15 protein-coding genes are annotated in these 14,827 nt (G+C 43.0%); 13 read left to right on the top strand and 2 right to left on the bottom strand.

What is annotated here, in order from left to right; all coding sequences use genetic code 11:
• Positions 1-20: 20 nt before the first annotated feature.
• Entirely contained in the window at positions 21-1,337 is a 1,317-nt protein-coding gene (locus tag ACTJJQ_RS01135; RefSeq protein ID WP_440599882.1) for a S1C family serine protease, read from the bottom strand.
• Positions 1,338-1,506: 169 nt separating this feature from the next.
• On the opposite strand from ACTJJQ_RS01135, the gene proG reads away from it, so the two are divergent.
• The 10 genes from proG to ACTJJQ_RS01085 all read left to right on the top strand — a co-directional run bounded on the left by proG (position 1,507) and on the right by ACTJJQ_RS01085 (position 11,902).
• Positions 1,507-2,331 carry a pyrroline-5-carboxylate reductase ProG gene (gene proG / locus ACTJJQ_RS01130; protein ID WP_041507414.1) on the top strand — a complete coding sequence of 275 codons (825 nt, stop codon included), beginning with the start codon at positions 1,507-1,509 and terminating at the stop codon, positions 2,329-2,331.
• 189 nt (positions 2,332-2,520) lie between these two features.
• The gene (locus tag ACTJJQ_RS01125; protein ID WP_061418779.1) at positions 2,521-3,345 is read left to right on the top strand and encodes a M55 family metallopeptidase; all 825 of its coding nucleotides are present in this window, start codon (positions 2,521-2,523) and stop codon (positions 3,343-3,345) included.
• An 18-nt stretch (positions 3,346-3,363) separates the two neighbouring features.
• Complete coding sequence (locus ACTJJQ_RS01120; protein WP_048001639.1) at positions 3,364-4,299, top strand: ABC transporter permease; 936 nt, start codon at positions 3,364-3,366, stop codon at positions 4,297-4,299.
• On the top strand, positions 4,296-5,258 hold the full coding sequence (locus ACTJJQ_RS01115) for an ABC transporter permease (RefSeq protein WP_024719611.1): 963 nt from the start codon (positions 4,296-4,298) through the stop codon (positions 5,256-5,258). The genes ACTJJQ_RS01120 and ACTJJQ_RS01115 overlap by 4 nt, the downstream gene beginning before the upstream one ends.
• A gap of 7 nt (positions 5,259-5,265) precedes the next feature.
• Positions 5,266-6,279 carry an ABC transporter ATP-binding protein gene (locus ACTJJQ_RS01110; protein ID WP_440599881.1) on the top strand — a complete coding sequence of 338 codons (1,014 nt, stop codon included), beginning with the start codon at positions 5,266-5,268 and terminating at the stop codon, positions 6,277-6,279.
• Positions 6,276-7,895: a peptide ABC transporter substrate-binding protein gene (locus tag ACTJJQ_RS01105; RefSeq protein WP_159145616.1), complete on the top strand. Its 1,620-nt coding sequence runs from the start codon at positions 6,276-6,278 to the stop codon at positions 7,893-7,895. Before ACTJJQ_RS01110 ends, ACTJJQ_RS01105 begins: the two co-directional genes overlap by 4 nt.
• A 114-nt stretch (positions 7,896-8,009) precedes the next feature.
• Positions 8,010-8,951: a S66 peptidase family protein gene (locus tag ACTJJQ_RS01100; RefSeq protein ID WP_060832268.1), complete on the top strand. Its 942-nt coding sequence runs from the start codon at positions 8,010-8,012 to the stop codon at positions 8,949-8,951.
• Positions 8,948-10,027: a dipeptide epimerase gene (locus ACTJJQ_RS01095; RefSeq protein WP_440599880.1), complete on the top strand. Its 1,080-nt coding sequence runs from the start codon at positions 8,948-8,950 to the stop codon at positions 10,025-10,027. The genes ACTJJQ_RS01100 and ACTJJQ_RS01095 overlap by 4 nt, the downstream gene beginning before the upstream one ends.
• Positions 10,027-10,944: a C40 family peptidase gene (locus tag ACTJJQ_RS01090; protein WP_039168729.1), complete on the top strand. Its 918-nt coding sequence runs from the start codon at positions 10,027-10,029 to the stop codon at positions 10,942-10,944. The genes ACTJJQ_RS01095 and ACTJJQ_RS01090 overlap by 1 nt, the downstream gene beginning before the upstream one ends.
• Positions 10,934-11,902 carry an ABC transporter ATP-binding protein gene (locus tag ACTJJQ_RS01085; protein WP_008346217.1) on the top strand — a complete coding sequence of 323 codons (969 nt, stop codon included), beginning with the start codon at positions 10,934-10,936 and terminating at the stop codon, positions 11,900-11,902. Before ACTJJQ_RS01090 ends, ACTJJQ_RS01085 begins: the two co-directional genes overlap by 11 nt.
• A 61-nt stretch (positions 11,903-11,963) precedes the next feature.
• On the opposite strand, the gene ACTJJQ_RS01080 is transcribed toward ACTJJQ_RS01085, so the two are convergent.
• Positions 11,964-12,824: a dimethylarginine dimethylaminohydrolase family protein gene (locus ACTJJQ_RS01080; protein WP_440599879.1), complete on the bottom strand. Its 861-nt coding sequence runs from the start codon at positions 12,822-12,824 to the stop codon at positions 11,964-11,966.
• Positions 12,825-13,003: 179 nt separating this feature from the next.
• Between ACTJJQ_RS01080 and ACTJJQ_RS01075 the strand changes: the two genes are divergently transcribed.
• The 3 genes from ACTJJQ_RS01075 to ACTJJQ_RS01065 all read left to right on the top strand — a co-directional run bounded on the left by ACTJJQ_RS01075 (position 13,004) and on the right by ACTJJQ_RS01065 (position 14,723).
• A complete protein-coding gene (locus ACTJJQ_RS01075) occupies positions 13,004-13,525 on the top strand; it encodes an acyl-CoA thioesterase (RefSeq protein WP_008346212.1) in 522 nt (173 codons plus the stop codon).
• Between the two features lie 114 nt (positions 13,526-13,639).
• On the top strand, positions 13,640-13,966 hold the full coding sequence (locus ACTJJQ_RS01070) for a PadR family transcriptional regulator (protein ID WP_017367090.1): 327 nt from the start codon (positions 13,640-13,642) through the stop codon (positions 13,964-13,966).
• A 4-nt stretch (positions 13,967-13,970) separates the two neighbouring features.
• Positions 13,971-14,723, top strand: coding sequence for an HAAS domain-containing protein (locus tag ACTJJQ_RS01065; protein ID WP_440599878.1), 753 nt, complete (start codon positions 13,971-13,973; stop codon positions 14,721-14,723).
• The last annotated feature ends 104 nt before the right edge of the window (positions 14,724-14,827 follow it).

Below are 14,827 nucleotides of genomic sequence, written 5' to 3'. Positions count from 1 at the left end.
TTTATGAGCTGCTTTTTTCGTTAAGAACTGACTTGCTTTGATTCAGATTGTGTTAATGTCACTTGTTTTGTTTCTTCTTTTCCATTACGAACAAGTGTGATGCTGATGGTATCTCCTACTTTTGCATTCGTGTAAAGCTCGTGGCGTAATTCACTGCCGGTTGTCACTTTTTTGCCATTGATGGCGGTGATGACATCCTCTGCCTTTAATCCAGCTTTTGCAGCAGGTGAGCCAGCAGCGATTTCTTTTACATACACGCCTTTATCCAGTTGACTGCTTGTCAGTCCAAGCGTTTCCTTCTGATAAGCATCTGGTACTTGTTCGAGATCCAGCATGCTGATACCGATATAAGGCCGTTCGATTTTTCCTTTTGTGAGAAGCTGTTCTGCAATTGGTTTGACATCATTGATTGGGAGCGCAAATCCGATACCTTCCACACCTGTTTCAGAAATTTTCATACTGGTGATCCCCACAACCTTTCCGTCTGTTGTTAAAAGCGGTCCGCCGCTGTTACCGGGGTTAATGGCGGCATCTGTTTGAATGACATTAATACTGCTTTCGCCAGCTGATGTATCCATAGAAACTGTTCGATCGACACCGCTGACAATTCCTTGTGTCACTGTTCTTGATAAATCTTCACCAAGCGGGTTTCCGATTGCGATGACGGTTTCTCCTGCACGAAGGGATGAGGAGTCTCCAAGTTCAGCGACTTTTGTAACGCCACTGCTACTAATTTCCACGACAGCAAGATCAGTTAGCGGATCAGAGCCGACTACTTTTCCTTCCACTGTCTTGCCATTATGCAAGGAGACTGTTAATTTACTTGCTCCTTCAATCACATGGTTGTTTGTTAATACATAGGCTTTACTGCCGGATTTTTTAAAAATAACCCCTGATCCGGTACCGCTTTCTTGCTCTTGACTGCTGCTGTTTTGATTTTGCTGTGATCCATCAAAAGGTGTGTTCATATCGCCAAAATCTGTGGTTGTTTGACTTTGTGTTTGATAGTTTGTAATGCCGACAATGGCTGGTGATACGTTTTCGACCATACTTGAAATACTGCTGGTCGAATTCGATGTTTGTGACGCTGTTGTTTTTGACGAATTTGTACTTGTATCATTTGTCGATACAGCGGCTGTTTTCGTTGACGAATCAGTTGAACTATTTTCTGAATGCTGAGCATATGGAGTTAGAACGTAAAAACCTAACGCTAACGTACCTCCTACAATCCCGCTGACAAATGGCTTCAGCCAGCCACTTGGCTTCTTCTTTTTTTTCGGCTGTTCAATGGTTTGTAATTCATAAGAAGTGTGTTTTTCATCTTTGTGATGTGTCATCAAGATCACTCTCTTTCATCGATTTTTACATGTATGTGTGTAAGGTGATTGACCGTATGTGGTGGATACTGACTTTATCGTAAGAAAAAAGTGTGGGATAAAAATGAAAACATTGTGGGAAATTGTTAAAATAAGTAGTGAATCTAAGCAAAATAGAGGAGATTAAACTGTGGAGACTATTGGAATCATTGGATATGGAAGCATGGCAGATATGATGGTACAAAAATGGCTGGACAAAGGAGTACTTCATGCCAGTCAGTTTATGATCCATACAAGAAGTGAAACGGAGCGGCTACAAGAGCTGAAAGAGAAGAACCAGCATGTCAACATTTGCTCTTTAGATGACATCTCTGCATCATGTGATGTCGTGTTTGTTTGTGTACCACCACTTGCTGTACTTGATGTCTTAGATCAGCTGAGCCCCGCAAAGACATCTCTTCATATCGTATCAGTGGCAGCGGCTGTCACGTTAGATAAATTAATGCAACATACGAATCAGCCGGTTTCTAGATACATTCCCACTTTGACATCAGCCGTAGGGACGGGTGTATCCCTTGTGGCGCATGGTGAAACCACTGGACAGGAGGCACAAGAACGACTCCACCGCCTGCTTTCAGCTTTTAGTATCGTCAGGGAAGTGGAAGAGGACCGGTTTGATGCGGCGAGTAATTTGACAAGCTCTTCTCCGGGCTTTATTGCAGCAATCTTTGAAGAAATGGCGAGAGCTGCTGTTCGAAATAGTGAGCTTTCTTTAGAAGAAGCCTATGAATTTTTAACATATGCGCTGCTCGGTACAGGACAAGTTCTTGTTGAACGCGGACTGACATTTGCTGAAACGGTGAACAGGGTCGCAACAAAAGGCGGGATTACAGGAGAAGGCGCTGCAGTCATCCAGCAGCAGGCGCCGCAAATGTTCGATGACTTGTTTACACAAACGATGAAAAAATATGCGCAGCTAAAATCGCAAATCGATGAAGCAGACAAACACCACTAAAGACATAGCTAGTGGTGTTTTTTCTGTCAAATAAATCCTTTATCATCAATGCTTTTGACCTGTATTACCTGAGTCTAATTTCCTTATTTTCAGACATTGTATTGAAAAATCAATCAAGTTCTCATATAATTTTTTAGAAAATTTAGAAAAATATACACAAATTTTAAGTTTAATTAAAGGGGGATGGGGATGAAGCTCTATGTATCAGTCGATATGGAGGGAATTACTGGTCTAGCTGATCATACATTTGTTGATAGCCGCCAGCACAATTATGAGCGCGGGAGAAAAATCATGACAGGTGAAGTGAACGCCTGTGTAGAAGCTCTTCTTACACATGGGGCGACCGAGATTTTAGTGAATGATAGCCATTCTAAAATGAATAATTTGTTGATTGAAGATTTGCATGAGGAAGCATCTCTCATATCAGGGGATGTAAAGCCTTATTCAATGGTTCAAGGATTAGATCAAACGTATGATGCCGCTGTTTTTTTAGGCTATCATGCAAGGGCATCAATGAAAGGTGTGATGTCGCACAGTATGATTTTTGGTGTCAGACATTTTTACATAAATGATCATCCAGTTGGTGAAATGGGCTTTAATGCGTATGTCGCAGGGTATTATGGTGTTCCAGTCATTCTTGTATGCGGAGACGATCAAGCGGCACTTGAAGCAGAAAAGTTAATGCCTGGCGTAAAAACAGTGGCGGTGAAAGAAACCATTTCAAGATCTGCTGTGAAATGTCTTACTCCTGCCAAAGTCAACCAACTAATCTCTCAGCAAGTGGAAGTCGCAATGAAAGAGATTCATCACATCAAGCCGCTGACGCCTCCTGATCAACCGCTGCTGAAGATTGAGTTTGCCAATTATGGACAAGCCGAATGGGCGAATTTAATGCCGGGTACGGCCATCATCGAAGGGACAACAACGGTGACGTATCAAGCAGAGAATATATTAGAGGCCTACCAAGCAATGCTTGTCATGACAGAGCTTGCCGCACGTACAACATTTTGTTAAGCGAGGGGGAGACGGCAGATGACCAGCTTTTTGCTCAAGCGTTTGATTGCGATGATTGCCACGATTTTAACGATTACGACGTTAACGTTTATTTTAATGAAGGTCATCCCAGGATCGCCCTTCAATGAAGAACGAAATACAAACGAAACTGTCCAGCGAAACCTCGAAAGCTACTATCACTTAGACGAACCACTCTATGTTCAATATATGATCTATTTAAAATCCATCGTTACTTTTGATTTTGGTCCTTCCATTAAAAAGCCTTCTGAAAGTGTCAATGATTTATTGGCGAGAGGTTTTCCAGTCTCATTAGAACTTGGTCTTATCTCTATTTTGATTGCTGTCATCTCCGGCATCTTGCTCGGAATCATGGCTGCCCTCCGGCATAATGGCTTGATTGATTATATCGCCATGACGATTGCTGTTTTCGGTATATCCATACCAAACTTTATCTTTGCTACCTTATTAATTCAGCAGCTTGCTGTGAATGTAAAGCTCTTTCCTACAGCAATGTGGACAAGTCCAATGCATATGGTGCTTCCTACCATTGCACTGGCGGTAGGTCCAATGGCGATCATTGCCCGGTTAACGAGATCGAGCATGATTGAAGTGCTGTCGCAGGACTATATTCGAACTGCAAAAGCGAAAGGACTCTCCCCTTATAAAATTGTGTTTAAACATGCCCTGCGGAATGCGCTTTTACCTGTTGTCACGATCCTTGGCACACTTGTCGCAAGTATTTTAACAGGCAGTTTTGTGATTGAAAAAATATTTGCGATCCCAGGAATGGGAAAATATTTTGTCGAGAGTATTAACAACCGTGACTATCCTGTCATCATGGGAACCACTGTTTTTTACAGTATCATCTTAATTACCCTTCTTTTCATTGTAGATGTGACATATCGTCTGCTTGATCCAAGGATCCAGCTGCATCAGAAAGGAGGAAAGGCATGAGTATACACCTTCAGCATGATCAAACGAATCAAGCGCATGAAGTGCCAGATGAATGGTTTGCTCCTAAAGAACAAAAGACATCTGAAGTCCATGCCATTAAAAGACCTTCACTTTCGTATTGGGCAGATACTTGGCGACGGTTAAAACAAAATAAACTCGCTATGTTTAGTTTATCGGTGCTGATTTTTCTTTTCGTCATGGCTGTATTAGGCCCACTCCTTGCACCGAATAGTGTGACAGAACAGCGGCTTTCCATGCAAAACTTGCCACCGTCAGCTGCTCACTGGTTTGGAACAGATGAACTTGGACGTGATGTGTTTACACGTACTTGGTACGGCGCACGCATTTCGTTATTTGTGGGCGTCATGGCCGCTCTCATTGATTTTGCAATCGGTGTCATCTATGGCGGTATTGCAGGCTATAAAGGCGGGAAGTATGACCATGTCATGATGCGGATCGTCGAGGTGCTTTACGGTCTGCCGTATTTACTCGTCGTCATTTTATTGATGGTTCTGATGGGGCCTGGGCTTGTGACTATTATTGTGGCGCTCACTGTCACAGGATGGATCGGGATGGCAAGAATCGTGAGAGGTCAAGTCCTTCAGCTGAAAAGCCAAGAATATGTCCTTGCCTCGAAAACCTTTGGCGCAAAAAGTTTGCGCATCATCCGCAGAAATTTACTGCCGAATACGATGGGACCGATTATTGTCCAGATGACGCTAACTGTACCGACAGCGATCTTTGCTGAAGCGTTCTTAAGTTTTCTTGGTTTAGGGATTCAAGCGCCGTTTGCAAGCTGGGGTGTGATGGCCAATGATGCCTTGCCAACAGTGCTGTCAGATAATGGTCACTGGTGGCGTTTATTCTTTCCGGCATTTTTTATTTCGCTGACGATGTTTTGCTTTAATAATTTAGGTGATGGCTTGCAAGATGCGCTTGATCCGAAGATGAAGAGGTGATGGCGTGATGAAAAAAATGCTTCGGATTATCGATCTGCATGTTAGCTTTCGGACATATGGCGGTTCTGTTCAAGCGGTACGCGGGGTGAATGTGGATGTGTATGAAAAAGAAACCCTCGCCATTGTCGGAGAATCAGGCTGCGGAAAAAGTGTGACGTCTCAAAGTATCATGCGGCTTCTCCCTGCATACAGCGCACAAGTCGATCAAGGGGAAATTTGGTTTCGTGATCGCAACTTGCTGTCATTATCTGGAAAAGACATGCGAAGCATACGTGGTGTCAATATCTCCATGATTTTTCAAGATCCTATGACGGCACTCAACCCGACGCTGACAATTGGAGATCAGCTGATGGAGGCTGCAAAAGTGCATCAGAAGCTGACAAAAAAAGAAGTGAAAGAAGAGGCGCTTCGTATGCTTGATTTGGTGGGGATACCGCAGCCGAAAGAGAGGCTGAAGCAATATCCGCATCAATTCAGCGGCGGCATGAGGCAGCGGCTCATGATTGCAATGGCTCTTATTTGTGAGCCGAAGGTGCTGATTGCAGATGAACCGACAACTGCACTAGATGTCACCATACAGGCGCAGATTTTAGAACTATTTAAAGAGATTCAGAAAAAAACAGGCGTGACGATTATTTTAATCACACATGACCTAGGGGTCGTAGCACAAGTCGCTGATCGAGTGGCTGTCATGTACGGGGGGAAAATCGTTGAAGTTGGGACAAGGCGAGATATCTTTTACAATCCACAGCATCCCTATACAAAAGGGCTGCTGCAATCCGTTCCAAGGCTGGATATGAAAGATGAACTCATTCCTATTGAAGGAAGCCCGCCAGATTTATTTGCTCCGCCAAAAGGTTGTCCATATACCGATCGATGTCCGTCTGCGATGAAAGTGTGTGATCATATTATGCCGCATGAAACGCAGCGTTCACCTACACATGCAGTACATTGCTGGCTTCAAGATGAACGAGCGAAGCAAACGGTTTTATCTTCAACACAAAGGGGGAGTTTTTCATGAGAAAAACAGGTTGGATTCTCAGTATGTGCTTTATCACAGTGATGCTGCTTGCAGGATGTACAGCCAATGAGCAAGCAGGCAAAGGATCTTCAAGCAAGGGTGAAGAGAAAGTTTTAACATTAAATAACGAAAACGAACCGACATCATTTGATCCGCCCATTGGTTTTAATAATGTGTCCTGGCAAGGGCTCAATAACTTAATGGAAGGATTAACGAGACTGAATGAGAAGCACGAACCATCTGCTGCCATGGCGGAAAAATGGGACATCTCAAAGGACGGAAAAACGTACACGTTCCATTTAAGGGATGGGATTAAGTGGTCAAATGGTGATCCAGTCAAAGCAAGTGACTTTGAATATGCGTGGAAGCGGCTGCTAGATCCAAAGACGGGCTCTTCTGCGGCATTCTTAGCTTATATGATTGAAGGGGGCGAAGCGTTTAACAGCGGAAAAGGGAAGAAAGAAGATGTAAAAGTCAAGGCTGTTAATGATCAAACGCTAGAGGTCAAGCTAGCATACCCGCAGAAATCTTTCTTAAATATGACGGCAAACCCTGCCTTTTTCCCAGTGAATGAGAAGGTAGCAGAAAAGGACCCGAACTGGGCCAAGGATGCGAAAACCTTTGTCGGCAATGGACCGTTTAAGCTGACAGAGTGGAAGCATGATGAAAGCTTTACAATGGAAAAAAGTGACACGTATTGGGACAAACAAACGGTCAAGCTAGACCAAGTGAAATGGCTCATGATCAGTGATCGAAACACAGATTATCAAATGTATCAATCAGGAGATTTAGATACGGCCTTCGTTCCGGCAGAACAAAGTGAAGACCTGTTAAAAAGCAAAGATGTGCAAATTGAGGATCAAGCAGGGCTGTTTTTTTATCGTCTAAATGTCAACATGGAGCCTTTTCAAAATAAGAACATTCGCAAAGCCTTTCAAATGGCGATCAATCCTCAGGATATTGTAGAGTATGTGACGAAAAATGAAGAGAAGCCAGCACGTGCCTTCGTTTCACCAGGAATTTTAGATTCAAATGGTGAAGATTTCAGAGAAGCTGGCGGCGATCTTGTCAAACATGATACGAGTGAAGCTGTAAAACTATTAGAAAAAGGGTTGAAAGAAGAGAACTATTCAAAGCTGCCGCCCGTCACATTAACATATAGTACAAAGCCTGAAAATAAGAAAAAAGCAGAAGCCATTCAGCAGCAATTAAAAGAAGCGCTAGGGGTAGATGTGAAGCTTGCAAACATGGAAGCAAATGTGTTTGCAGAAGATCAAAAGGCACTCAAATTCCAATTCTCGCAAAGTTCATTTCTAGCTGACTATGCAGACCCAATCAATTTCTTAGAGAGCTTCCAAACAGGAAATGCGATGAACCGGACAGGTTGGTCAAATGATACGTATGATCAGCTGATCAAAAAGGCGAGTCAAGAAGCAGATGAACAAAAGAGAAATCGTATGCTGCATGATGCCGAGGCACTTCTCATGGAAGAAGCACCGATCATTCCCATTCATTTTTATAACCAAGTCTATTTACAAAAAGAAGGCGTAAAGGGCATTGTCCGTCATCCTGTTGGTTACATTGATTTGAAATGGGCACAGGTAGATGGAGAGTAAATGAAAAAATGAGAGAACGGGACGCTTTGAAAAAAGCGTCTGTTCCTTTATTCGTTCATGTTATGAAGAAGATGCCCATAGATTGAAAGAAACGAAGAGAAAGAGGGGATTGGCATGAACCATCTGCCAGTGGCACTTCAAACAGGAGATACAGTGGGAATCATTGCACCAGCAAGCCCGCCTGATGAGCTGAAATTAGCAAGAGGTATTTCTTTTTTAGAAAGCTTAGGGCTAAAGGTGAAAAAGGGGAAGTATATCGACTCCCGGTATGGTTATTTAGCAGGTCATGATCATGAACGAGTGGAAGATATTCATCACATGTTTCAAGATCCAGACGTGAAGGCAGTGATTTGTGCTTGCGGAGGATACGGAACAGGAAGAATTGCAGAAGCCATTGATTATGACCTCATTCGCCGGAACCCCAAAATTTTTTGGGGATACAGTGATATTACGTTTTTACATACAGCGATTCAGCAGCAGACGGGTCTTGTGACCTTTCATGGTCCAATGCTCTCCTCTGATGTGGGACTTGAGGAGGTTCATCCGTATACAAAGGATACCTTTTTACAGCTATTCACTCCGAAAGCCATTTCGTATACGAACCACCTGTCACCTCTTCACACTTTTTATCATGGCACGGCTTCAGGCGAAATCACCGGAGGAAATCTTGCCCTTATTGTCACGACACTTGGTACACCTTTTGAAATTGATACAAAGGGGAAGCTTTTATTGATAGAAGATATTGACGAAGAACCATATAAAATCGATCGAATGATGCAGCACCTAGCCTCTGCAGGAAAATTACGTGATGCGGCTGGATTTATCATTGGTGATTTTCATCAATGTGAGCCGAAAAAGAAAGAGCAGTCGTTAACGCTCGATCAGTTATGGGAGACGTATATTGTTCCGCAACAGAAACCTGCACTTGGTGGTTTTCGGATCGGTCATTCATCTCCAAACTTCGCCATTCCAATCGGCGTGCACGCAACATTAGATGCTACAGGGAAAAAACTTCATATTTCCCCAGGTGTTGCAGCGAAAGAGGCGATCAAATGAAAATCGTAGATGTTCGCACATGCAGAAAGAATGTACCGCTAAAGAAGCCTTTCAAAACAGCATTAAGAACGGTGTATGACGCCGCATCTCTTATTTTGATCATCACCTATGATCAAGGCGATGTCAGCTATGGAGAGGCAGTCCCGACATCGGTCATTACAGGTGAAACACTGGAAAGCATCGACTATGCTATTTGCGCTGTGATGAGGCCGATCTTGATTGGGGCCTCATTGTCACAATATGAACAAATCTTTTCAGCGATCGACCTTGTACTTGTAGGAAACACGAGTGCAAAGGCTGCAATAGATATGGCGATTTACGATGGTTTAGCGAAGCAGGCTGGCCTGCCGCTTTATCAATATCTTGGTGGTTATCGTGATCAGCTGGAAACGGATTACACGGTTAGTGTCAACCGTCCGCTAGAAATGGCAGAGGATGCGAAGCAATATGCAGCTGAAGGCTTTCGTACCTTAAAGATCAAAGTGGGAAAAGATGATATAGATACGGATATTCAGAGGATCAAACGGATTCGAGAAAAAGTCGGGCCGGATATTCAAATCAGGCTTGACGCCAACCAAGGCTGGACATGGAAGGAAGCGATTGTCGCCATTCGAAAAATGGAGGCACTTGATATTGAACTAGTCGAGCAGCCAGTGCCTAAAGAAGACATCGAGGGTCTGCGCCGGGTGACGGAAGCAACAGACACATTAATTATGGCAGATGAAAGTATTTTTAGCCTCCATGATGCCATCAAGATGTTAGAAACGAGAAGCTGTGATCTCATCAACTTAAAATTAATGAAAACAGGCGGTATCAAAAAAGCGTTGAAAATCAATAGTTTAGCAGAAGCATACGGCGTCAAGTGCATGGTTGGCAGTATGATCGAATCAAAACTAGGGATTACCGCAGCCGCTCATCTTGCTGCAAGCCAACCGAATATTACCCGTTACGATTTTGATGCGCCGCTTATGCTAAAAGAGGACTTAATAGACGGAGGAATTATCTATCAAGGAAAAGATATTCTCTTTCCACCGCATCATGGGTTAGGCATTCAAAGAGTGAAAGGGGTCTTATGATGTTATATGAATCAAAGGTTCCAGTCGCAAATATATGGACAGCACCGCAGTCGCCGAGAGAAATGGATCGACACGTTCTTCAAAGTTCCGTCCAGATCAAAGAATGGATTGATGAGCAAACATATGAACAGAAATTGGCCTTATGTGAAGAAAACCTTATTCAAACCCAAGTACTGCTTGGCGAACGAGTCATTGGGCTGGAGGAGACAGATGGCTGGATGAAAGTTGTCATCCCGCAGCAGGCAAGCCGAAAACACCCGCAAGGCTATCCAGGTTATATTCCTGTAGAGCAATTAAATGAAGTATCAGAGAGTGAACCACCTGCTAGTCCCTTGATTGTTTGTCAGAAAAAAGCGGTTTTATATCAAAACGGAACACCGGATATGGAGGTTAGTTTTTTAACAGAACTAGCACCTGTTGAAGAAATGAGCGATTCCTTTGATGTTCTGACTCCAGTAGGAAGAAGAGAAATCAAAAAAGAAGATGTGCGCCGTGCTTCATCACCTTCTTCTATGAGCGGTAAGGATGTCTTAGCCATAGGAAAACAATTTATTGGACTGTCATATTTGTGGGGCGGCATGAGCAGCTATGGCTACGACTGTTCGGGTTTTGTTTACAGTATGTACAAAGCGTGTGGATGTTTATTACCGAGAGACGCAAGTGACCAAGCAGTTCAAGGAACCCCAGTCGCATCAAACCATTTGGCGCCAGGTGATCTCATGTTTTTTGCCAATGACAATGGGAAGGGAGCAGTTCGCCATGTAGGGATGTATGCTGGAGATGGCATGATGCTTCACTCGCCTAAAACGGGCAGACAGATTGAACTCCTTTCTCTTTCTGGTACTTCATATGAACAGGAGTGGGCAGGAACTAGGCGGTATTTGAAAGCTGAGAGGGGGAGATGTGATGGGAAGTGAACCACTTCTGCAAGTCAACAACTTAAAAAAGCATTTTCATCTATCGAAAGGAAGAACGTTAAAAGCATTAGATGGTGTCACCTTTCAGCTGAAACAAGGCGAAACCTTTGGTCTTGTTGGTGAGTCAGGCTGCGGTAAATCTACACTTGGAAAAGTGCTCATGCGCCTTTATGACCCGACAGAAGGTGAAGCTTTGTATGAAGGGAAAAGTCTCCATCACTTATCGAACCGAGAATCATTTGATTTCAATAGGCAAATTCAAATGGTGTTTCAAGATCCGTATTCTTCTTTAAATCCTAGGCTCTCTGTAAAAGATATTATGCTAGAACCGATGGAGATCCACCAATTGTATGGCAGTCAAAAGAAAAGACTCGAGCGTGTGAAGGAACTGCTTGAAGCGGTGGGGCTAAGTCATGATTTTGCTACACGCTATCCTCACGAATTCAGCGGAGGACAAAGGCAAAGAATAGGGATTGCTAGAGCACTCGCATTATCGCCAAAGTTTATCGTGGCAGATGAGCCGATTTCTGCACTAGATGTATCCGTTCAAGCTCAGGTCGTGAATTTACTGAAAAAACTGCAAAAAGAAGAAGGATTGACGTTTTTATTTATTGCCCATGATTTATCGATGGTCAAATATATTAGCGATCGAATCGGTGTCATGTACTTAGGACATCTCGTGGAGATGACCAGCAGTGATGCTTTATATAAAACACCGCTTCATCCATATACACAAGCATTGCTGTCTGCTATCCCGATTCCAGATCCTGATGTGGAAGATAAACGCAAGCGGTTTATTTTAAAGGGAGAAATTCCAAGTCCAGTGAATCCGCCAAGCGGCTGCGTATTTCGGACAAGATGTCCTGCTGCAATGGATGTATGTGCGGACAAAAAGCCAGTATTACAAGCAGTCGAAGAAGGGCATGAAGTGGCTTGTCATTTATATGATAGGAAATAGATAGAGGGAAGAAGGTAAGCATTTAAAAAGCCAGCGAGTAGACAAGCTGGCTTTTTGGCTTTTATGACCGCCTAATAGGTAATGTACAGCATCTAATAGAGCCACCGGATTTAATGATTTCTGAAAAATCTACTTCAATGACGGTGTAGCCGCGGGCTGTTAATGCAGCATTTGTTTCTTGGTTGATTGGTAAGCTGATGACTTTTTTCTGTCCAATGGACAACACATTTGGTCCAAGTGTGAACTGCTCTTGCTCACTTATTTCAATGAGATCATAATGCTTTTTGAGCATATGAAGATCCTTTTCCGTAAAAGCTTCAGGGTAAATCAAGATCTCATGATGAGAAAGAATATTCATCACACAATCAAGATGCAAAATGTGAGAAGGAAGATGAATAGGAATGATGTCGTGATTCGGCAGTTCTTTTTTGAGCTGCTGGATGGCGGCTATATTTGTTCTTTTGCTGATCCCCACAAATACACGGGTTTGGTCTATAAGCACATCGCCGCCTTCAATCGTTCCATCATCCAGCGTGATGGTTGTCCATCCTTTTGTCTGTGCCCATTCTTTTAAGGAATGTTCTTCTCCTTGTCTGACAGGGGCTGCCATGTTTGAAACAAATAAAGTCTGTCCAATTGTAAATCCAATATCCCGAGTGAAGACTTGTTCAGGGAAACGTTCATTTGCAGGAAGAAGGACAGGCCGGACATGATGGTTTTTCAGCGTTTGGATGAATTGCTTATGCTGCGTGAGGGCTTTGATTTGAGAAATATTTTCTCTTGCAAAATGCTTTTGGGTTTCATTGATGATCTGTTTAATTTCCATATAAATTGGACTGCATAAGAGGACTTCTTGTAAATCATCATATTCACTCATACATTGCGGCGTTTTATACACTTTCTCTGATTTCATAGAATCCATCAAAGGGCCTCCTTGTTTATCGATAGTTATATTATTCCTCCTTCTAGTAAATGTTGAAACATTTCCGAAAGAAAATCTCTCATGAGAGACTAAAGCAAAAAGTTTAGACAAACCTAATAGAATAGTGTTTAATAAAAGTCGTTCCGCATCAACGAAAACAGCAAGAAGGAGCTATGACGATGAGTGAAGAAAATTTCAAATACTGCAAGGAATCAAAAGTTGTGAAAACCAGCAGGGTATTCCCCCTCGATACGAATAACCACCAAACGTTATTTGGCGGGAAATTAATGAGTTATATAGATGACATTGCTTCCATTTCGGCAGCAAGACACAGCCGTAGTGAAACAGTCACCGCATCAATGGATTCAGTTGATTTTTTAGAGCCGATTGGACAGAAAGAGTCCGTCTGCTTAGAATCTTATGTGACATGGGTCGGCACATCTTCTATGGAAGTATTCGTCAAAGTCATTAAGGAAAACTTGATGTCTGGAGAGCGCAGACTCGCAGCAACTTCATTTCTTACCTTTGTCTCGCTTGATGAAAACGGGAAGCCAAAACGAGTTCCACAAGTCATGCCGGAAACAGAGGAAGAAATCATGCTTCATCAAACAGCGAAGCAGCGGGCAGAGGAAAGAAAAAGCCGCCGGAAGCATAGTAAAGCTTTGGCTGACGCACTTGGGACGGATAAGCCTTGGGCGTAAAAATCACCCTTTAAGCGGTGATTTTTTTCTGAGCCGGTATCTTGCATGGCAAGATAGTGTGTGGTAAGATCAAACTATCTTGTCATGCAAGGTACTGAAAGCGGAGGATCGATGATGACACAATCAACACAAATGCTAAAAGGAATTTTAGAGGGATGCCTGCTGTCGATTATTTCTGAAGGTGAAATTTATGGCTATGAAATGACAAAGAAGCTTGCTCACTATGGGTTTGATCAAATTAGTGAAGGTAGTATTTATCCGATCTTGCTGCGCATGCAAAAAGAACAACTGGTTCATACGTCCACAAAAGCATCGGCGAGCGGGCCGAAAAGGAAATACTATACGCTCACACAAAGAGGCGAAGAAGCGCTGACGGATTTTACCATGCGATGGAATGAGCTGTCAGGGAATGTAGAGCGATTATTACATAAAGGGAAGTGAGAAGATGGTAACAAAAGAAACGAGACACATCTTATTAGAGCTGCAACTCTATCTCATATCAAAAGGGAAAAATCAGGACGAGATCGACGAAGTGATGGATGAATTAACGACACACGCTGTCGAAGCTGAGAAAGATGGGAAAACAGGGGAAGATGTATTTGGCGGAGATCCACGGGGCTTTGCTGACGAGCTAGTGAAAGAGCTTTCTAGAAATCATAAAGACTGGGTTCCGTTTGTCAGTGCTTTTTTAATTGGATCTCTTTTTTACATGATGTTAGCAGATGCCATCAGTCAAAGTTTATCGTATTCTTGGTATGCACTCATTGGTTATCCGCTAATCATAGTGGCCAATGTGATCATGACCATTGTGATGTTTAGAGCTTCTGCCTTTCAAACAAGCAGGAGGGCATTCTTTTACTTTTGGATATTAGGTGTTTTTCAGATGACAGCCTTGATCACAGTGAAATTATTGGACCAAAAACTTGGTACTCCTTTACTTGTGCTGACCTCGAGCCAAAGATGGGGCGTCATTGTTCTGTTGCTGCTGTGTATTGTCTTATTGAATGCCATTTTAAAAGCCAATATGGTGTCGCTCATTCCGGTGATCTTCTTTGGGCCGCAGCTCCTATTCGAATGGCTTGGATGGACATCACCTCTGATGCTTCTTTTCACAAGTCTGGTATCCATTGTGATTTTAGTCTTGCTAACAATCGCTTTTTTACAGAAAACAAACAAGAAAAATGAACATTTAATGTAGATAGAGCACATCACTTGCGATGTGCTTCAGCGTGTAGACAAACCCTCGCATTCTTTGTCAGTCCTGCGTGCTGGTGCTCACGAATGTCAAATTCGCTCCGCGCC

This window comes from Bacillus sp. 22483, assembly GCF_052044605.1.
In the GTDB taxonomy this organism is placed as follows: domain Bacteria; phylum Bacillota; class Bacilli; order Bacillales; family Bacillaceae; genus Bacillus; species Bacillus altitudinis.
This window is presented reverse-complemented; position numbering and strand designations above follow the sequence as displayed.